This window comes from Pseudobutyrivibrio sp., assembly GCF_015057185.1.
Classification (GTDB): Bacteria; Bacillota; Clostridia; order Lachnospirales; family Lachnospiraceae; genus Pseudobutyrivibrio.
This window is the reverse complement of record NZ_SVEV01000001.1, coordinates 118,972-136,648: the sequence shown is the minus strand read 5'-3', so window position 1 is coordinate 136,648 and position 17,677 is coordinate 118,972. Positions and strand designations below refer to the sequence as shown.

The window sequence follows — 17,677 nt, the reverse complement described above, 5'->3', positions numbered from 1 at the left end:
AAATGACTAATAAACAAAGAGCATATTTATCATCTCTTGCTTCAGATATGAATCCAATTCTTCAAATTGGTAAAGCTAGCCTTACACCAGAGTATACAAACGCTGTTGATGAGGCACTTGAGGCTAGAGAGCTTATTAAAATTAATGTTTTAAAGAATTGCTTTGATGATCCAAAGGAGATTGCACAGGTACTCTCTGAGCGTACTCATTCAGAGGTTGTTAGAGTTATTGGTAGAAAAATTATTTTATACAGAGCATCGAAGAAGCCAAGCATCAAGCTTCCTCAGTAAGGAGACATCATGAGAATTGGTATTTATGGTGGGACATTCAATCCAATTCACAATACACATATAAGTATTGCAAAAGCAGCTTTAAAGCAGTTTTCTTTAGACAGAGTATATTTTCTTGTAGCAGGCACTCCACCTCACAAGAATACTGCTGAAACTATTGCTGATGTTTGCAGACTTGAAATGGTTTCTCTTGCTATTAAGGGTGAACCACATTTATTTATTGATGACAGAGAGTTATATAGGGCAGGTAAATCTTATTCCTATTTGACGATGACTGAGCTTAAAGAATCATATCCTAATGATGAAATTTTCTTTATTATGGGTAGTGATAGCCTTATTAATTTTAAAAATTGGGTAAAGCCTGATATTATCTCAAAATGTGCTACAATTCTTTGTGCACCTAGGTTAGGAGATGACATTGAGACACTTAAGCAATCCATTCAAGAATGCAAGGAATTGTTTGAGGGGGATTTCTTCCTGATTGATTACAAAGCTAATGGTTTAGCATCATCAACTATCAGAAGTGATTTCTATAAGGATGAATCTGTTAGAGCTGGTCTTAATCCTAGTGTATATAATTACATTGTAGAGCATAATCTTTATAGCCAATATTCTTATGGATATGATGATGTTATTAGATTGTCTGAGGAAATGAAAAAAGCACTTAAGCCTGGTCGTTATGTACATACTCTTGGAGTTGCAACTACTGCCTATGCACTTGCTTTAAAATGGAATTATCCAGCATATACAGCAATGGTTGCAGGAATGCTTCATGATTGCGCTAAATGCATATCAGATGAAAAAAGAATTAATGTTTGTGAAAAGAACAATATTCCAATTAGCGAGATAGAGTACAAGTATCCTCATTTATTACATGGAAAAGTTGGCGCTTATTATTGTAGTAGCAAATATGATGTTTTTGATTCACAGATTAAACATGCCATAGAAGTACATACTACAGGCTGTCCTGCTATGAATCTTCTAGACAAAATTATTTTTGTAGCTGACTATATTGAACCAGGTAGGGATAAACAGCCAAGACTTGATATTCTTAGAAGTGTTGCTTATTCTGACTTAGATAAATGTGTATTTATGATACTTGAGGATTCGGTGGCATATCTTAATACCAATCCGGATATGGTAGATCCAACAACTATAGATACTTATAATTACTATTGTAAACAAAGAAAAAGTGAGGTTAATAATGGAATCTAGAGAGATGGCAAAAATTGTTTGCAAGGCATTAGAGGATAAAAAAGCTATTGACGTTAAAGCAATTGATATTTCAGAAGTTAGCGTTATGGCAGACTATTTCATTGTTGCTTCTGCATCAAATATAAACCAGTTAAACGCTATGCAGGATGAGGTTGATCGTGTTCTTTATGAGCAGGGGATCCATGCAAAATCTATCGAGGGTAATCGTCAGAGTACATGGGTGCTTATGGATTACGAGGATGTTATCGTACATCTTTTTGATGAGGAAGACAGATTATTCTATGATTTAGAGCGTATCTGGAAAGACGGTGTCATTATCGACGCTGCAGATTTATAATCGTATACAACATTTAGAGGCTGTGTATTTTTGTATTAACAAGAATACATAGCCTATTTTTAGTTTATATTACTTTATATTTTTTATGTGATGTGATACTTTTATTGTGTGATTTAGGTCACACTATATTATTACATGGAGCGACTTTATGAAATTAACAACAAAAGATATTACATTTACAGCGTTATTTGCAGCTTTAATAGTTGTGGGAGCCTTTATTAAAATCGATATTCCACTGCCACTTTATACCATGCATTTTACATTACAGTGGTTATTTGTTTTGATGGCAGGATTCTTACTAGGAGCTAAAATTGGTGCTCTAAGTGTTATTACATATATACTTATTGGATTGGCTGGAGTACCTATTTTTGCTGCTGGTGGGGGGAATAGGATATGTTTTACGTCCTGGCTTTGGATTTCTTCTTGGATTTATCCTTGCAGCTTATTCCTGCATTCAAAAGGATTGCAAAATATCAAACAATATAATTATTAAAAAGACAGGAGTAGGTATGACAATCAATGTAGGTACAAGAGGATCAAAATTGGCTTTAGCCCAGACAAACTATGTGATTTCTCGTTTAAAAGAAAAATATCCAGAAAATGAATATAACGTAGTTATTATTACTACCACTGGCGATAAAGATACTACAAAACCTTTGGATGAGCTCGGTTCAAAAGGCTTATTTGTTGATGAAATAGAAAAGGCACTACTAAATGATGATATTCAGATGGCTGTTCATTCGTTAAAGGATATGCCATCAAGTCCTATGGATGGATTGATTTTTGCAAAGCCATGGGATAGAGAGGACCCTAGAGATGCACTTTTATTGAAAGAATATTCGTCATTAAATGAGCTTCCTGAAGGGGCTGTTATTGCTACAGGTAGCAAGCGTAGATCTTATCAGCTTTTGAAATTACGACCTGATATTAAAATAGTACCAATTCGTGGAAATATAGATACTAGAATTAGGAAGCTCCATGAAGGACTTTCCGATGGAACAAAATTAGACGGAATAATTCTGGCAGCTGCCGGATTAAAGAGATTGCACCTTGAGGATAATATTACTGAATTCTTTACAGTTGATGAAATGATTCCTTCTCCAGGACAAGGAACATTGGCCATTGAACTTGCTGAAAATAATACAAAGCTTCTTGAAATGGTAAATTCTTTATCAAACGAAGAATCTCAAAATATAACATTTCTTGAAAGAGGATTTTTGTCAGCTATAGGTGGGGATTGCCATTTACCTATTGGTGCATATGCTTGCTATGAAAATGGTCAGTATTGCCTCAAAGCTTTGTTTGGAAGTGAGGATGGCACAGCGCTAGCCACAACAAAACAGATGGGTAAGCTCTGCAGTCAGCAGATTATTGATGAGGCTGTATCTGACATAAAAAGACAGCTAGAGGAGTTTGTATGGGAAAAGTAGTTTTATTAGGTGCCGGCCCAGGAGAATTGGACCTTTTGACAATAAAGGGAGAAAAACTTTTAAGAAAGGCTGATTGTATAGTTTATGATAGATTGGCAAATCCAGCTATGCTTTCAATAGCCCCTGATAACAGTGAGAAAATATTTGTAGGAAAACAAAATCATTTACATACTATGCCTCAGGACAAAATCAATGAGTTGCTACTAGAAAAAGCAAATGAATATGAACTTGTTGTAAGACTAAAAGGCGGCGACCCATATGTATTTGGTCGAGGCGGTGAAGAGGCTCTTTATTTAAAAGAAAATGGAATAGATGTTGAGAGTGTACCAGGAATAAGTTCTTCTATAGCTGCATTATCTACAGCAGGTATTCCAATTACTCATAGAGGCCTTTCAAAGGGATTTCAAGTTATAACAGCACATAGTAGAAGAGATGAGGCAGCGGATATTAATTATTCTTTACTTACCGATGATACAGTTACCCTTGTTTTTTTAATGGGGTTGGCCCATGTAGAGGAAATTGCAAATGGCTTATTATCAGTTGGAAGGTCTGAAAATACACCTATTGCTGTAATATCTAATGGAACAACAAATCACCAAACAAAATGTGTAGGAAATCTATGTAATATAGCTGAGAAGATTAAGAGTGCAGATATTGTTTCTCCTGCAATAATAGTTGTAGGAGATGTTGTGAGTCTTGCGGGTGATTTGAATTTTTTTGAGAGAAGAAAACTATTTGGTAAGAAATATTTTCTGCCATTTATAAAGCATTTTAATTATTCCTTTAAAGCTGATGGTTTTGAACAAAATAGAAATGAATTAGAGGATTCTCTTATTTCTTTAGGTGCTGATATTTTGACCGTAGAAACAGGATGTATTTCTCCAGTCAAATGTAATCTTGAATTCCTAAATGAAAAGAATAAAAATGGTTTTATTGTATTTACTAGCGCTAATGGAGTTAAATCCTTCTTTTGGAATTTATGGGTTGTTAATCATTTGGATGTAAGAGCTTTAGGACATTTTAAGTTTGCTGTAGTTGGAAAGAAAACTAAGGAAGCACTTGAAGATTTTGGCATTGTTGCTGATATTATTAGCGATAAACAAAATGGTGCTGATTTAGCAAATATATTAAATGTATCTTTAGAATCAGGTGAAATACATTGGGCTTGCGGGAAGGATACCTCAGCTGGATTTGAAGAAACATTAAAAAAGGACATTGCTTTACATAAGCATATTTGTTACGAAAATGTACTATTAGACATAAGTTTTTCAGATGAAATGCTTAATGAGATTGCAGCTTGTGACGGGGCTATTTTTACTAGTGGAAGTAATGCTAGTGCCACAATTCCTCATTTAAAAGGACGCATGCCAGAAAAGATTTATTCGATTGGACCTGCATGTACAAAAAAGATTAATGAACTTGGCTATACTAACACAATTGAAGCTGAAATTTCTTCATATGCAGGCATTTTGGAGCTTTTATAATGGAAGATAAAATAGAACCACTGTAACTTTTTTGGCTAATATGTTAGGAGCAAAGAGAGAAACCGTTTCAAGAATAATATCTCAATTTAAAAAGGCAGGGATTATAGTACATGAAAATGGCAACCTTGTTGTGCTTAAAATGGATGATTTAAAGGAAAAAGCACAATAATGAAAAAGGCCTAGTGAGGTTATCAGGAAAGATAATTCATCACTAGGCTTTTTATAGTTTAATGTTTAGAAGAATCTAAATACTCCAAAGACTTTTCCGAGAATCTGGCAATCTGGAACGATAATTGGGTCCATATTGTCATTTTCAGGCTGAAGTCGAATGTGACCGTCTTCTTTGTAGAAGGTTTTTACAGTGGCGCTGTCTTCGACTAAAGCAACAACCATGTCTCCATTTTTAGCTGTATCCTGTTGCATAACAATAATTGTATCGCCATCAAGAATACCTGCATTAATCATGGACTCGCCCTTTACCTTAAGCATGAAAGCCTGTTGATTAGGCATGTGCTCAGCAGGAATAGGGAAGTATTCGTCGATATTTTGAACTGCAAGTAATGGCTGACCGGCAGCAACATTACCAACAACTGGTACATTAACAACCTCACGTCTAACCATATTAAAATTATCATCAACGATTTCTATTGCACGTGGTTTCGAAGGATCACGTCTAATATATCCATTTTTTTCTAATGTCTCAAGATGAGAGTGAATAGATGATGTAGATTTAAGATTACAAGCATCACATAATTCTCTAACAGTAGGAGGATATCCTCTATTTAAAATCTCGCTTTTTATTACTTCAAGAATCTCACGCTGCTTTGCAGAAATTTTGCCGTATGCCATAGTGAAATACTCCTTTCGTTTTCTTACATTTAAGATAGCATAAAGAACATATTTTTGCAAACACATTTTCCGAAATTTTGTTCGAGAAAAGTATTGACAAACGATTGTTCGGATTGTATATTTATTTCAGAACAGATGTTTTCGAACGAATATTTGGGAGGTTAATATGAGAACAAATAGAAGAAATAAAAACATTGTTAGAAATCGTATACTTTTACTTACTGGCAGTATTATTTGTTTATTGTTTTCATTTATCATTTTTTCAAATATAGCTGATGCTGAGGATAGTAGAGAAGTATACACATACTACACTAGTTACGAGATACAGCCAGGCGATACTTTATGGTCTATTGCGGACCAGTATATGGGGCCTGATTACATAGATAAAGAAGAATTTATTGAGAACATTAAAGAACTTAATCATATGTCTACTGACTCTATTACAGCAGGAAAGCATTTGGTTATTCAATATTCTTCGTATGAGGCTCTTTAATTGTTCGCAATTATTTTGCTCCTGTGATAGAATACATATATATAGATTGTGCTATTGATTAGTATCTATATTTTGTATTTTTAGGAGATTTCATGATTAGATTTTTTATTGCAATCTTGCTTAATTTAAAACGAGGACCTTCGTTGGTTTCCCATATGCGTAAAATGACTAAGCATATGGATAGATATCCGGAAAAGGTCAGATACGCATATGCACTTAGACTTATTAGATATTTGATGAAAAGTGCTCGCATAACAACAGAAGTATTTGGCGTCGAAAATCTTCCTACAGATGGTGGTTATGTAATGTATCCCAACCATCAGGGGAAATATGATGCACTAGGTATCATGTATGCTCATCATAATCCCTGTACTTTTGTTATGGACAAAGCAAAGTCTTATGGCTTCTTAGTTAGAGAGCTAGTAGACTTACTAGGAGCTAAAAGGCTAGCACTTGATGATGTACGTCAAAATGTTCGAATAATGGAGCAGATTACCAAGGAGGTAAAGGAAGGAAAGCGCTACATTCTATTTTCTGAAGGTGGCTATGATCGAAATGGTAATTTGGTTCAACGCTTCAAACCAGGCAGCTTTAAATGTGCTATGAATGCAAAAGCACCTATTGTTCCTGTTACACTTATAGATTCATATATTGCCTTTAATAGCTTAAAACCAGGACCTGTTAATACAAAGGTTATATTTGGTAAGCCAATCTATTATGAGGAATATAACGGCATGAAGACTCACGAGATTGCCAGTTTAGTGCGAAATACAATCATTAATACAATGGAAGAACACGGTGTGCATGATAACACACAATCTAACCCAGAGATTTTAACTTAATATTTATTAATTAAGCTCATATCTTATAGATATGGGCTTTTCCTTTTAATATGGCATTTGATATAATCTATTTAGGAACATATTAATCATTTTGAGGAGAAGTGATACTATGCTTAGTCCTAGTGGAAAAAGAAATAAAATAGCCAATTATATGGATTCATTACCAGAAGAATTTGAGGTTGTTGAGGATCTGTTAGGAGAAAGTGAGCCATCTATTAAGCTTGCTACCAAATCACGTATTATTACATTGTCTTGTGACGACAAGGGCAAAGTAATAGAAGAGTTTACAATGAAAGATGATTCTGGCAACAAGGACGAATTCTTGAAAAAGCAAGAGGCTTATGATGCTATTATTCACTATTACAATGATTATTATACTGGTGCCAAAGTTACAAAAAGCTCATTTGAAGAAGGAACACTTACTATTGAATTAGAGAATAGAATTGTAACTTTATCATATGATGCAAAAACTCAGAGCATCGAGGAAAAGGATAAGGCTAAGAAAAGTAAAAAGACAAAAGCTTTTGAGCAAATAAATATTTTTGATTTACCAAAGGATCCAGTTGTTCCTAATAAGAAAAATGAGCCGGCTATTACTGAAGAAAAAACAGCAAAACCAGCTCCAAAAATAAATTTAAAATCAGATTATAATAAGTGGAATGAGGGACTAATGGTCCGTAATATTTTTAATAATAAGGAGTACAAGGTAAAACGTGATGAAGGTAATATTATCGAAGTTTTCGATAATGAGCATGGATATCTCATTATGGCTAGAGCCGACCTTGTAATTTTATAAATTCTTTTCACCCCATCTTTTAAGCTCAAGCAAAATCGGAATAATACTTTTAGCTTTGTCAGTTAGAGAGTATTCTACTCTAACTGGCATTTCATCATATTGCTTTCTAACAACCATATCGGCTTCTTCTAATTCTTTCAGGGAGTTGGCAAGCATTGTATTTGTTATGCCATATACAGAACGTCTTAAATCTCCGTAACGAACAACTTCATCTTTGTCGATTACACAAAGAATCATGATTTTCCATTTACCACCAACTATATTAATGACTTTCTTTAATCCGCAATCCTCGCCTGCAATATTATCGCAAAGTGGTTCTTTCTTACTCATATATTTCCTCCGGTAGTCAGTTTTTTCTTACTAGGTTAATAAAATCTGCGTACTTGATATATTTTTTGTACCACATATAATAAACCTATCAGCTGAGAATTGCAATAATAAATAAATCAAGTTAGGAAAAGAGCGTTATAGGAAATGGCGAAGAGAAGAGCAAACCCGGTTAAAAGTATTTGCGTGGCATGTGGTGTATGTGCACTACAATGTCCCAAAGAAGCAATCAGCATATATAAAGGCTGCTATGCTGTTGTAGATTCAAAAAATGTGTAGGTTGTGGTCTATGTAAAAAAGCATGTCCAGCAGATGCAATAATTATAGAAGATGTAAATTCGGAGGTGGCAAATGTCTAAAACAAAAAAGAATTCTTGGTATAGCTACCTTTGGATATGGTCAATTATTTATTTTGCATTAGGATTTTTCAATATTCTGTTTGCATGGCTTGGACTGATCGATTTTATTTTACCATTGATTTTCGCAACTTTTGGTGGAAATAAATGGTTCTGCAATAATATGTGTGGTAGAGGTCAATTATTTTGGATGTTAGGTAGAAACCTTAAATGTTCTAGACAAAAAACAGCGCCAAAATGGTTATCCTCTAAGTGGTTCAGATATGGCTTCTTAACATTTTTCATGACAATGTTTGGCACAATGATATTTCAAACTTATATGGTATTCTCAGGGGCCGGAACTCTTAGAAAAGCCATAAAACTATTCTGGACATTTAAAGTGCCTTGGAAATGGGCGTATAACGGTAGTGTATTCCCGGATTGGGTTGCACAATTTGGATTTGGTTTCTACAGCTTAATGCTGACATCAACTCTTATTGGACTAATTGTAATGGTTCTATATAAAGAGCGAACATGGTGTTCATTCTGTCCTATGGGTACTATGACTCAAGGAATTTGTAAAATAAAAGCCAAGGAGGTTTTGAAAAAATAAATTATGGGTAAAACAGTTATTATTGGTGGTGTTGCTGCAGGAGCAAGTACTGCTGCCAGACTTAGAAGATTGAAGGAAGATGAAGAAATAATCCTTCTTGAAAGAGGAGAATATATTTCTTATGCAAACTGCGGATTACCATATCATGTAGGTAATGTTATTCAGAACAGAGAAAATCTACTTGTAACAAAGAAGCAGGTAATGCAAAATCGTTTCAAAATTGATGTTAGAGAAAATAGTGAAGCTCTTTCAATCGATAGAACAAATAAACTAATTACTATAAGAAAGACTGATGGCGAAGAGTATCAGGAAAGCTATGATAATCTTGTAATTGCAACAGGCTCTTCACCAATTAGACCAAGAATTGAGGGAATAGATTCTAATAAGGTTAAGACATTATGGACAGTGCCAGACACTGACAAAATAAAGGCATATATTACAGAAAACGAAGTTAAATCTGTAGTAGTTGTAGGTGGTGGCTTTATCGGTCTAGAAATGGCAGAAAACCTTCATGCTTTAGGTTTAAAGGTTACAATAGTCGAAGCTGCTAATCAGGTTATGGCTCCAATTGACTACGAAATGGCATTACTATTAAATGAAAACATTAGAGCCAATGGAGTAGATTTAATCCTTGGAGACGGCGTTGCCAATTTTGAAGACAAAACTAATGAAGTAAAAATAAATCTTGCAAGTGGTAAAAGCGTGACAGCTGATTTAGTAATTCTTTCAATAGGTGTTCGCCCAAACAGCGATTTAGCAAAAGAAGCTGGATTAGAGTTAAATCAGCGTGGTGGAATTGTTGTGGATGATAATATGCGCACTTCAGATCCATTTATTTATGCTGCCGGTGATGTTGTAGAAGTTACAGATTTTATTTTCGGTGATAAAACTATGGTTCCTCTTGCAGGTCCAGCAAATAAGCAGGGCAGAATTGTTGCAGACAACATTGCAGGTATTTCTTCAATCTACAAGGGAACACAAGGCTCTTCAGTTGTAAAAGTATTTGATTTAACTGCCGCTGCTACAGGAGCCAACGAAAAAGCTCTTCAGAGAAGAGGCATGGTAAAGAATAAAGATTATAAAACTGTAATTGTAACTCAGAATTCTCATGCCGGATATTACCCTGGAGCAAAACCAATGATTTTAAAATTGGTATTCTCAATGGATGGAAGTAAAATATATGGGGCTCAAATTGTTGGTAAAGAAGGCGTAGATAAGAGAATTGATACACTTGGAACAGCAATTAGATTCGGTGCGTCAGTTTATGATTTGACTGACATGGAGCTTGCTTATGCACCACCATATTCTTCAGCAAAAGATCCAGTAAATATGCTTGGCTTTGTTGCAGAAAATGTTTTGGCTGGATTAGTCGAGATAGCTGAATGGAATGAGCCTGATACAGATAAGGATGCAATTATTCTTGATGTTAGAGAGACAGGAGAGCTTGCTATGTATTCTTATGAAAATGCAATTAATATTCCTCTTGGTCAATTAAGAAGCAGACTTGATGAGCTTGATAAGAACCAAAAATACATTGTTGTTTGTGCCATTGGCGTAAGAGCTTATAATGCTGCTCGAATTCTAAAAAATAATGGATTTGAGAATATAAAGGTATATCCTGCAGGAACTAGAATGTATATGTCAACTCATGTTAATCCAGATGAATTCAGTCAAGAATTTGTATGTAAATATTAAAAGAAGAGAGGCGGCCTTAATGGCCGCCTTTGTTTCCCATATCATTTCTATTCATTGGAACATTATTTTCCATTTCATTATTAATTGGCTCATTTGAAGGTGCGCTATTAATAGGATTATTACCAGAAGGTCCATCGTGCCAATCAATTATTGGTTCTGGGGGTGCTTGGATTGTAAAGTTCCCGTCTGTAAGCTGACTTCCACTTTGATTATCAATATCATCAATTTCAATAGTAGCGCCATATACATTTGTATAGCTCATTTCAGTGGAAGTGCATGCTGGTAAATTTGCTGACAAAGTACTTCTAGTATGATCAACACCAATTTCACTATCAGTTAAATTAAAATAAGTATAAACGGAAGAACCATAGCTTTCAGAAATAGAATCATCCCAAGTCAAATCTACATTGTAAAAATTTCCATCAATTGAAATTATATTCCATGCATGATCGCCACCATCAGCTGTACCAGTGAGATAGTAGCAGGTCAAGCCTAATTCTTGACACACATTTTGAAATGCTCTAGCATAGCCTGCGCAAACTGTAGAACCGTTAACAAGGGCAGAGTAGGCACTTTGGTTTAATTCTGCATTAGAATTATAGGTTGCTAATTCACAAATAGCATCATGAACATATAACTCAATTTCTATTTCTGATTCATAAGACGAAGCGCCACTAACTATATTTTCTATAGCATTGTTGTAAGCAGTTTTAGCGCTGTCTAGATTACTTTTTGAGATTCCATAGCTTAATTGAACCTTAACAATTTCATTAGAAGAGTTGTACCCATATTGATATGAGGTGTTAAGCCAAAACAATTCTGGATGATCATTGTAAACACAGTTCATTGTTTCGATTAGTTCATCAGAAGTAAGTGTTTCCGTTAATGTAAAGGCTTCTGTATTATAATCCAAGGCATTTGAATATACTTGGTTGTATACAGCTTGTTCTCTTTCATTTAGAAGCTCTCTATAAGGATATGTGGTGGCATCAAAGCTTAGTTCAGAGCCAGTGTTTTCAGGATCTTCTAATTCATCTGTAGTAGCTAGTGTTTGCTCACCTTCCATAGGCCCCTTTGAAGAATCTACTGCAACTTCTGGGCGGGAGAGCATCGATATACTAGCCTTTACATATGAAATATTGCCCCAAATTAATAATCCGCCTTCGATAAATAGGGCAATAGTGAAAGAGATTATTACACCTTTTAAAAATTTTTTGAATCCTCGTTTTCGCATATATTTCTCCTATATTTTCTAAAATGCATTGTATTACAATTTAATATCTAATACAGTAGTTTGCGATTAGGATTCAGCTAAGATTCAGATGATGTTCACATTGAAGAAAACAAGGGACTCCATGCAATAAAGTATGGAGTCCATTATATTTACTGAACTTTTCTATTTCCTGCGAGAACTTCGTGATAATCCTCAAGATTTTTTCGTAGAAGAGTAGGAATTTGTAACTCGTATGGACAGTGAGTCATGCATTTTCCACATTCAACACAGTCATTTATTTTTTCCATTTCTGCCTGCCAGTGTTCATTTAACCAGTCCCTAGAAGGAGCACGTCTAAGCATGAGAGACATACGGTTACACTGATTAATTTGTATTCCAACAGTACATGGCATGCAGTATCCGCAGCCTCTGCAAAATTCACCCATTAATTCTTTACGTTCATCTTCAATAAATGCTTTGATTTCATGATTCAATGAAGGGGTAATGTCCATGAAAACAAGCCATTCTTCAAGCTCTGATTCTTTTTGAATTCCCCAAATAGGAACGGCACCATCAAATTGAGAAATAAAAGCCATAGCAGCAGTAGAATTAGTGATTAATCCACCAGCTAGACCTTTCATTGCAATAAATCCCATATTATGCTGATTACATAATTTGATAAGTTCAATTTCCTTATCAGTAGCAAGATAGCTCATAGGATATTGTAGAGTTTCATATAAACCGGATTCAATTATTTCTCGAGCAACACCAAGCTTGTGTGCTGTACCACCTATATGTCTAATTTTGCCTTGTTGTTTAGCTTTAAGTAAACATTCATATAGTCCAGTACTGTCACCTGGTTTATAACATTCAGGCATCATATGTAATTGATAGATATCAATATAATCAGTCTTTAAATTTGATAGGGAAGTATCTAAATCTTTCCAAAAACCTTCAGGTGTTTTAGCAGCAGTTTTTGTAGCAATAATAATTTCTTCACGTTTAACGTAGCCTGTTCCAAAAGCTTCGCCTAGTTTTATTTCACTATCACTATATGCTCTAGCAGTATCAAAAAAACGCATTCCGCCATCATAAGCTTTGCGTAAAATCACTACAGCATCATCTATTGAGACTCTTTGAATTGGAAGAGCGCCAAAACCGTTTTGAGGAACCTTTATGCCAGTGCTTCCTAGAATGATATCCTTCATATTAAATGCCTCCGTTTACAATAAATTTAGGTTATTATACTTTAAATTTCTTTCACATACAATTTTTGCTTGTTAACATATTACCTTAAATTTACATCTTTCTATATAAGGCTGTCGAATCTAAGGTTTAGGCATTATCTATAGATGAAATAGGTATTTTATGATATATTTATGTTAGAAAAGGAGGTCGTTACTTATGGCATATGCAGAGTTGATTGAAGCAGCTAAAGATTTATCAGATAATGATATTGCAGAAGTTGTTGATTTTGTTAATTTCCTTAAGCAAAAGAAAAAAAGTGATGACAACAAAGTTATCTTCGATTTATATAAAGGTGATTTAAAATACATGGCAGAAGATTTTGATGAGACGCCAGATTGTTTTAAGGAGTACATGTAATGATTTTAATTGATACTCATGTTTTACTGTGGACATTATTTAACGGCGATAATGTTTCATCTAATGCTAAAGACAAGATGACTAGCGGAGATAAAGTTTGTGTTAGTGTTGCTTCTTTATGGGAAATAGCAATAAAACAGTCTATAGGTAAGTTAGATACAGGACATTCTATTTCTGAGCTAGAACGAATGTGCAATGAAGCTAAGATTGCTATTCTTCCTATAGAGGCAAAGCATCTTGATTATATAAATGAGCTGCCTTTGATTCATAATGACCCATTTGATAGATTGATTATGGCACAGGCGGTAACAGAAAAAATGATTCTTATATCAAAGGATGAGAAGATTGCCAAATATCAAGTGGTAAATGTGGTTTGGTAGCTTTTTCAAACTAAATATATAATTGCTCATCAGGCTACTGTATAATGCAGTAGTCTTTTTGTTTGTATATAATATTTTTATAATTATTTATTGTGTATACAATATAAAATGTGTAGAATAAAAATATAGATTATGAAAAAGTTTTTGGGGAAGGACTTGAACGGGGATGAGTTATGAGGCAAGCTTGCTGACAAGACAAGACAAGACAAGACAAGACAAGACAAGACAAGATTAGGTTAATTTCGTCTAATTATATAAATATTGATTTATTAAGTTCGAAGATAGACTGTGGTAAAACACAGTTTCATTTTTCGGACTTTTTTTGTTGTGCAAAAGTAAGAGATGGCTGAATGATGGGGGAGAAGATGGTTGTGATCAACTGATGCAATAAGAGTTTCATATATGGTAATTGTTAAGAAAATGCAGATGTTTTAGCATTTTTGAAGATACATATAAGAATAGCTAAAAATGTGAATTATGAAAGGGGATATTAGCTTATGAGATTAAAGAAAAAATTATTGGGCATTATAGTTTGCTTTGCGCTAGTGTTGAGCTTGATGCCAGGGATGGGTATGACTGCGCATGCGGATAATACCGAGACACTGCTGACAACCATCACGCCCACAAGTCAAACAACCTACAGTGAAACGACAAGTGGAGTTGTTACGGTTTCACAGAATAGTAGCTATTATGCAGATAATGATCGTACTCAGCATACATGGCTGTGGCAGGGGGATGCTGACATTGTGGAAGTTTCAGGCTGTGAAGGGTACACTATCACCAAAGTTATATTCAAATTTAAAGATCAAAATCCTGTCACAGATTCAGATAAGCCGTTTCAACTTCATTTTGATGTAACTGATGATTTTCGTCCTACATGTCGAGAAAATTCGAACTTTGATGGCGTCTCATTAATCGAGGTATACGGATATGCTAACCAAACCACAGTTGCGGTTACGGGCGTATCTCTCAATAAAGAAACTAGTACACTTACTGTAGAAGATACAGAAACACTGACAGCAACAGTTACCCCGGATGATGCAACGGACAAGACTGTTACATGGTCAAGTGATAATACAAGTGTTGCAACAGTTGATGCCAACGGTAAGGTAACTGCTGTTAGTTCAGGTACTGCAAACATAAAAGTGACCACAACAGATGGAAGCAAGACGGCAACATGTGCGTTTACAGTAAATGAAGCATCTTCTGGTGGAGATTCTTCTGATAGTGGAAACAGTGGCTCATCCGACAGTGGTAGTACTTCAGGTGACAGTTCCGATAGTGGAAATAGTTCAAGTGATAGTACAGACAGTGGTTCATCATCAGGTTCTTCTAGTAGCTCAAATATAAGCAGTGGAACATCGAGCAGCTCATCAAGTAGTTCATCAAGCAGCTCAAGCACTAGCACAGCAGCTCCTGCAACAGTTCCATATGATAAAGTTGTAATCAGCACAGGTGCTGTAAATGATATTACAGGTACAGCTGCCGCAACAGCAGAGAGTAATCCATTTGGAACAAAGATTGAAAATAATGATAACTTGACTACACTTTTAACACTTACACCAGAAGAGGTGGCACAGGGGGTAAATGTATGGCTTGATATTCAGGATATGAGTGCTACAGTTCCTCAGGCTGATAAGGATATAGTACAAAATGCATCAGCTAACTATACGGTAGGTATATATTTAGACATCAACCTTTTCAAAAAGGTTGGTGGTAATGCAGCCACAAAGATAACTGAAACAAATGGCACAGTAAAAGCAAGCATTCTTATTCCAGAAAGCTTATGGAAGGCTGGCAGAACCTTTGAAATCATCCGTGTACATGATGGAGTACCAACAGTCATTTCAGGTACTTATGATGAGAACACCCACATATTCACCTTTGAAACAGATAAGTTCTCAACATACGCTTTAGCTTACAATGATTCAGCAGTGGCAGCTAGCTCATCAAACAGTACTCAATCTTCTGCACCAAGAACAGGGGATACTAACGATATTAGAGTGTGGTATCTGCTTTTAGCAGTGTCTCTTGGTGGACTTGGCTTTCTTGCTTATTCTAAAAAGAGAAAAGTTAACAAATAAACTAAAATATAAAAGATAATCATTCAAATGGCTGTGCCCTATACGGCATAGCCATTTGTCTTGTAGGTGACATGATAAAAGACAGATTTGATTTATTAAAAAACAAAATAAAGTGGATATGTCAAAATATACTTAGTGGCAATAAAAAAGAAAAAATATCTTTGCTGCTTAGTGTAGTACTTGTAATATTAGCTATAGTCAGCATAACAAAGATAATCCAAATTCACGCTGCCGAAGCTAAACAAGAGAAAGAAATTAAAGCCCTACAGCAAGAATATATTTCCGACTCATCCGATAAGAAGGATTTAGCTGATAAATCAGCTGGCAGCTCTTCTGACACAGATGATGCCAAAGAGGATGATCCTAATGCCTGGTATCATGACATTTATGTAGATTTAGCAGGCTTAAAAAAGCTGAACCCTGATATTGTGGGATGGATTTATTTTGAAGGTGATATAGGTATTAGCTATCCACTTCTTTACTCAGGTGATGATTATTATTTAACGCATAATTACCAGAAAGAAGAGGAGTCGGCAGGATCTATTTATATTGATAAGAATAACAATCCAGATTTAAGCGAGGCACATACTTTAATCTACGGTCACAATATGCGCAATCTATCCATGTTTGGAAAGCTAAGATATTACAAGACGGACGAGGATTACTTAGATGACCACAGATACTTCCAGCTGATTACAGACACAGGTGCCTACCGCTATGAAATATTTGCCTATAAGGATGTCAGCACACTAACTGGTGGAATCTATACCACATGGAAGTTTGTGGATGATGGTTTTAAGGAGTTTGTTGAGGATACTATATGTCAGGGAAGTTATGTGGATGCGGATATAGATGTTGATGACGAGACTCATATCGTGACCCTGTCCACCTGCTCCTATGATTCTGATGTGCGCTTTACAGTAAGCGCTGTGAGAGTAGATGAGCATGAGTAAAATCCATGAAAATCTATTAGAATTTCCCCCTCCTCGCGAGATTTATGAAATCATTTTAGCTAATTTTGATTTGTTGCTCAATGACAATGGCGGTTGCGGGTGAAAGAATTATGTGTTATTTTAAGTGTGATTTAAGTCACACCACAGGAGGATTGTAATATGAAATTGAATACCAGAGAGCTGACAATTACAGGATTATTTGCAGCTCTTATTATAATTGGAGCGTTTCTAAAGATTGACATACCATTACCACTTTATACCATGCATTTCACATTACAGTGGTTTTTCGTTATGATGGCGGGCTTTTTGCTTGGATCGAGACTTGGAGGGCTCAGTGTAGTAGTGTATTTACTATTAGGTCTCTGCGGACTTCCTGTATTTGCATCAGGTGGAGGAATTGGATATATATTGCGACCAACATTTGGTTTCTTGTTGGGATTTGTATTTGCAGCCTATGTGATTGGCTATATGACGGAGAGAATGAATAATTCAAAACGCTGGCAATACATTATCCCTTCAACTGTTGGATTATTTGTCTATTATGGAGTTGGCGCAATATATTTTTATTTTATGAAGAATTTGTATGTAGGTGAAACAGTATCGTTCACTTTAGTGGTTGTTCAATACTGCTTAATCACCATAATTCCAGATTTTATTCTTTGTGTTCTTGCGGCTGGATTTGCTGTACAACTGCGACCTGTTTTTGGTCGAATCGGTTTGGCAAGGGGGTAATCAA

22 protein-coding genes and 1 pseudogene are annotated in these 17,677 nt (G+C 35.3%); 19 read left to right on the top strand and 4 right to left on the bottom strand.

Annotated features, from left to right (window positions below; genetic code table 11):
• The first annotated feature begins 2 nt into the window (after positions 1-2).
• From yhbY to E7276_RS15150, 7 genes and pseudogenes are all read left to right on the top strand, one after another.
• Positions 3-290 (top strand): ribosome assembly RNA-binding protein YhbY, encoded by a 288-nt coding sequence (gene yhbY, locus E7276_RS00690; protein ID WP_294212446.1) that lies wholly within the window; start codon positions 3-5, stop codon positions 288-290.
• A gap of 9 nt (positions 291-299) precedes the next feature.
• On the top strand, positions 300-1,505 hold the full coding sequence (nadD, locus tag E7276_RS00685) for a nicotinate (nicotinamide) nucleotide adenylyltransferase (protein WP_294212445.1): 1,206 nt from the start codon (positions 300-302) through the stop codon (positions 1,503-1,505).
• The gene (rsfS, locus tag E7276_RS00680; RefSeq protein WP_294212443.1) at positions 1,495-1,842 is read left to right on the top strand and encodes a ribosome silencing factor; all 348 of its coding nucleotides are present in this window, start codon (positions 1,495-1,497) and stop codon (positions 1,840-1,842) included. Before nadD ends, rsfS begins: the two co-directional genes overlap by 11 nt.
• 148 nt (positions 1,843-1,990) lie before the next feature.
• Positions 1,991-2,288 (top strand): annotated as a pseudogene (locus E7276_RS00675) (biotin transporter BioY); the annotation flags it as partial.
• 63 nt (positions 2,289-2,351) lie between these two features.
• The gene (gene hemC / locus E7276_RS00670; RefSeq protein WP_294212849.1) at positions 2,352-3,272 is read left to right on the top strand and encodes a hydroxymethylbilane synthase; all 921 of its coding nucleotides are present in this window, start codon (positions 2,352-2,354) and stop codon (positions 3,270-3,272) included.
• Positions 3,260-4,756, top strand: a complete 1,497-nt coding sequence (gene cobA / locus E7276_RS00665) for a uroporphyrinogen-III C-methyltransferase (protein ID WP_294212441.1) — start codon at positions 3,260-3,262, stop codon at positions 4,754-4,756. Before hemC ends, cobA begins: the two co-directional genes overlap by 13 nt.
• Positions 4,757-4,787: 31 nt before the next feature.
• A complete protein-coding gene (locus E7276_RS15150) occupies positions 4,788-4,925 on the top strand; it encodes a helix-turn-helix domain-containing protein (RefSeq protein ID WP_442960434.1) in 138 nt (45 codons plus the stop codon).
• A gap of 65 nt (positions 4,926-4,990) precedes the next feature.
• On the opposite strand, the gene lexA is transcribed toward E7276_RS15150, so the two are convergent.
• On the bottom strand, positions 4,991-5,605 hold the full coding sequence (gene lexA, locus E7276_RS00660; RefSeq protein ID WP_294212440.1) for a transcriptional repressor LexA: 615 nt from the start codon (positions 5,603-5,605) through the stop codon (positions 4,991-4,993).
• A 166-nt stretch (positions 5,606-5,771) separates the two neighbouring features.
• Here lexA and yneA point away from each other — a divergent pair, with 166 nt between their 5' ends.
• The 3 genes from yneA (at position 5,772) to E7276_RS00645 (ending at position 7,736) form a co-directional block, all read left to right on the top strand.
• Positions 5,772-6,098 carry a cell division suppressor protein YneA gene (yneA, locus tag E7276_RS00655; protein ID WP_294212438.1) on the top strand — a complete coding sequence of 109 codons (327 nt, stop codon included), beginning with the start codon at positions 5,772-5,774 and terminating at the stop codon, positions 6,096-6,098.
• A 92-nt stretch (positions 6,099-6,190) separates the two neighbouring features.
• Positions 6,191-6,940, top strand: coding sequence for a lysophospholipid acyltransferase family protein (locus tag E7276_RS00650; RefSeq protein WP_294212436.1), 750 nt, complete (start codon positions 6,191-6,193; stop codon positions 6,938-6,940).
• A 109-nt stretch (positions 6,941-7,049) separates the two neighbouring features.
• Positions 7,050-7,736 (top strand): hypothetical protein, encoded by a 687-nt coding sequence (locus tag E7276_RS00645; protein WP_294212434.1) that lies wholly within the window; start codon positions 7,050-7,052, stop codon positions 7,734-7,736.
• On the opposite strand, the gene E7276_RS00640 is transcribed toward E7276_RS00645, so the two are convergent.
• The gene (locus E7276_RS00640) at positions 7,731-8,066 is read right to left on the bottom strand and encodes a winged helix-turn-helix transcriptional regulator (RefSeq protein WP_294212433.1); all 336 of its coding nucleotides are present in this window, start codon (positions 8,064-8,066) and stop codon (positions 7,731-7,733) included. The two genes, E7276_RS00645 and E7276_RS00640, sit on opposite strands and share 6 nt — an antisense overlap.
• Positions 8,067-8,210: 144 nt before the next feature.
• Here E7276_RS00640 and E7276_RS15145 point away from each other — a divergent pair, with 144 nt between their 5' ends.
• Genes E7276_RS15145 through E7276_RS00625 form a run of 4 tightly spaced genes read left to right on the top strand, consistent with a single transcriptional unit; the run spans position 8,211 to position 10,706 of the window.
• A complete protein-coding gene (locus tag E7276_RS15145; protein ID WP_442960433.1) occupies positions 8,211-8,342 on the top strand; it encodes a 4Fe-4S binding protein in 132 nt (43 codons plus the stop codon).
• Positions 8,309-8,422 (top strand): 4Fe-4S binding protein, encoded by a 114-nt coding sequence (locus E7276_RS15140; protein ID WP_442960435.1) that lies wholly within the window; start codon positions 8,309-8,311, stop codon positions 8,420-8,422. Before E7276_RS15145 ends, E7276_RS15140 begins: the two co-directional genes overlap by 34 nt.
• Positions 8,415-9,011 carry a 4Fe-4S binding protein gene (locus E7276_RS00630; RefSeq protein WP_294212431.1) on the top strand — a complete coding sequence of 199 codons (597 nt, stop codon included), beginning with the start codon at positions 8,415-8,417 and terminating at the stop codon, positions 9,009-9,011. The genes E7276_RS15140 and E7276_RS00630 overlap by 8 nt, the downstream gene beginning before the upstream one ends.
• Positions 9,012-9,014: 3 nt before the next feature.
• Entirely contained in the window at positions 9,015-10,706 is a 1,692-nt protein-coding gene (locus E7276_RS00625; protein ID WP_294212430.1) for an FAD-dependent oxidoreductase, read from the top strand.
• Positions 10,707-10,722: 16 nt separating this feature from the next.
• On the opposite strand, the gene E7276_RS00620 is transcribed toward E7276_RS00625, so the two are convergent.
• A complete protein-coding gene (locus E7276_RS00620) occupies positions 10,723-11,940 on the bottom strand; it encodes a transglutaminase domain-containing protein (protein WP_294212428.1) in 1,218 nt (405 codons plus the stop codon).
• 149 nt (positions 11,941-12,089) lie between these two features.
• Positions 12,090-13,127 carry an aldo/keto reductase gene (locus E7276_RS00615; RefSeq protein ID WP_294212427.1) on the bottom strand — a complete coding sequence of 346 codons (1,038 nt, stop codon included), beginning with the start codon at positions 13,125-13,127 and terminating at the stop codon, positions 12,090-12,092.
• Positions 13,128-13,323: 196 nt separating this feature from the next.
• Here E7276_RS00615 and E7276_RS00610 point away from each other — a divergent pair, with 196 nt between their 5' ends.
• The 5 genes from E7276_RS00610 to E7276_RS00590 all read left to right on the top strand — a co-directional run bounded on the left by E7276_RS00610 (position 13,324) and on the right by E7276_RS00590 (position 17,673).
• The gene (locus E7276_RS00610; protein WP_294212425.1) at positions 13,324-13,524 is read left to right on the top strand and encodes a DUF2281 domain-containing protein; all 201 of its coding nucleotides are present in this window, start codon (positions 13,324-13,326) and stop codon (positions 13,522-13,524) included.
• A complete protein-coding gene (locus tag E7276_RS00605) occupies positions 13,524-13,904 on the top strand; it encodes a type II toxin-antitoxin system VapC family toxin (protein WP_294212422.1) in 381 nt (126 codons plus the stop codon). Before E7276_RS00610 ends, E7276_RS00605 begins: the two co-directional genes overlap by 1 nt.
• A gap of 497 nt (positions 13,905-14,401) precedes the next feature.
• Entirely contained in the window at positions 14,402-15,988 is a 1,587-nt protein-coding gene (locus E7276_RS00600) for an Ig-like domain-containing protein (protein ID WP_294212421.1), read from the top strand.
• Between the two features lie 71 nt (positions 15,989-16,059).
• Positions 16,060-16,941, top strand: coding sequence for a class B sortase (locus tag E7276_RS00595; RefSeq protein WP_294212419.1), 882 nt, complete (start codon positions 16,060-16,062; stop codon positions 16,939-16,941).
• Positions 16,942-17,100: 159 nt separating this feature from the next.
• Complete coding sequence (locus E7276_RS00590; protein WP_294212417.1) at positions 17,101-17,673, top strand: biotin transporter BioY; 573 nt, start codon at positions 17,101-17,103, stop codon at positions 17,671-17,673.
• Positions 17,674-17,677 lie beyond the last annotated feature (4 nt).

Bases quoted from the DNA above. Each gene is read 5' to 3' on its own strand.
- yhbY (WP_294212446.1), top strand. From the start codon at position 3: ATGACTAATAAACAAAGAGCATATTTATCATCTCTTGCTTCAGATATG.
- E7276_RS00590 (WP_294212417.1), top strand. From the start codon at position 17,101: ATGAAATTGAATACCAGAGAGCTGACAATTACAGGATTATTTGCAGCT.
- rsfS (WP_294212443.1), top strand. From the start codon at position 1,495: ATGGAATCTAGAGAGATGGCAAAAATTGTTTGCAAGGCATTAGAGGAT.
- E7276_RS00600 (WP_294212421.1), top strand. From the start codon at position 14,402: ATGAGATTAAAGAAAAAATTATTGGGCATTATAGTTTGCTTTGCGCTA.
- hemC (WP_294212849.1), top strand. From the start codon at position 2,352: ATGACAATCAATGTAGGTACAAGAGGATCAAAATTGGCTTTAGCCCAG.
- E7276_RS00650 (WP_294212436.1), top strand. From the start codon at position 6,191: ATGATTAGATTTTTTATTGCAATCTTGCTTAATTTAAAACGAGGACCT.
- E7276_RS00620 (WP_294212428.1), bottom strand. From the start codon at position 11,940: ATGCGAAAACGAGGATTCAAAAAATTTTTAAAAGGTGTAATAATCTCT.
- E7276_RS00610 (WP_294212425.1), top strand. From the start codon at position 13,324: ATGGCATATGCAGAGTTGATTGAAGCAGCTAAAGATTTATCAGATAAT.
- E7276_RS00615 (WP_294212427.1), bottom strand. From the start codon at position 13,127: ATGAAGGATATCATTCTAGGAAGCACTGGCATAAAGGTTCCTCAAAAC.
- E7276_RS00595 (WP_294212419.1), top strand. From the start codon at position 16,060: ATGATAAAAGACAGATTTGATTTATTAAAAAACAAAATAAAGTGGATA.
- E7276_RS00640 (WP_294212433.1), bottom strand. From the start codon at position 8,066: ATGAGTAAGAAAGAACCACTTTGCGATAATATTGCAGGCGAGGATTGC.
- E7276_RS00605 (WP_294212422.1), top strand. From the start codon at position 13,524: ATGATTTTAATTGATACTCATGTTTTACTGTGGACATTATTTAACGGC.
- E7276_RS00625 (WP_294212430.1), top strand. From the start codon at position 9,015: ATGGGTAAAACAGTTATTATTGGTGGTGTTGCTGCAGGAGCAAGTACT.
- E7276_RS15145 (WP_442960433.1), top strand. From the start codon at position 8,211: ATGGCGAAGAGAAGAGCAAACCCGGTTAAAAGTATTTGCGTGGCATGT.
- E7276_RS00630 (WP_294212431.1), top strand. From the start codon at position 8,415: ATGTCTAAAACAAAAAAGAATTCTTGGTATAGCTACCTTTGGATATGG.
- lexA (WP_294212440.1), bottom strand. From the start codon at position 5,605: ATGGCATACGGCAAAATTTCTGCAAAGCAGCGTGAGATTCTTGAAGTA.
- cobA (WP_294212441.1), top strand. From the start codon at position 3,260: ATGGGAAAAGTAGTTTTATTAGGTGCCGGCCCAGGAGAATTGGACCTT.
- yneA (WP_294212438.1), top strand. From the start codon at position 5,772: ATGAGAACAAATAGAAGAAATAAAAACATTGTTAGAAATCGTATACTT.
- E7276_RS00645 (WP_294212434.1), top strand. From the start codon at position 7,050: ATGCTTAGTCCTAGTGGAAAAAGAAATAAAATAGCCAATTATATGGAT.
- nadD (WP_294212445.1), top strand. From the start codon at position 300: ATGAGAATTGGTATTTATGGTGGGACATTCAATCCAATTCACAATACA.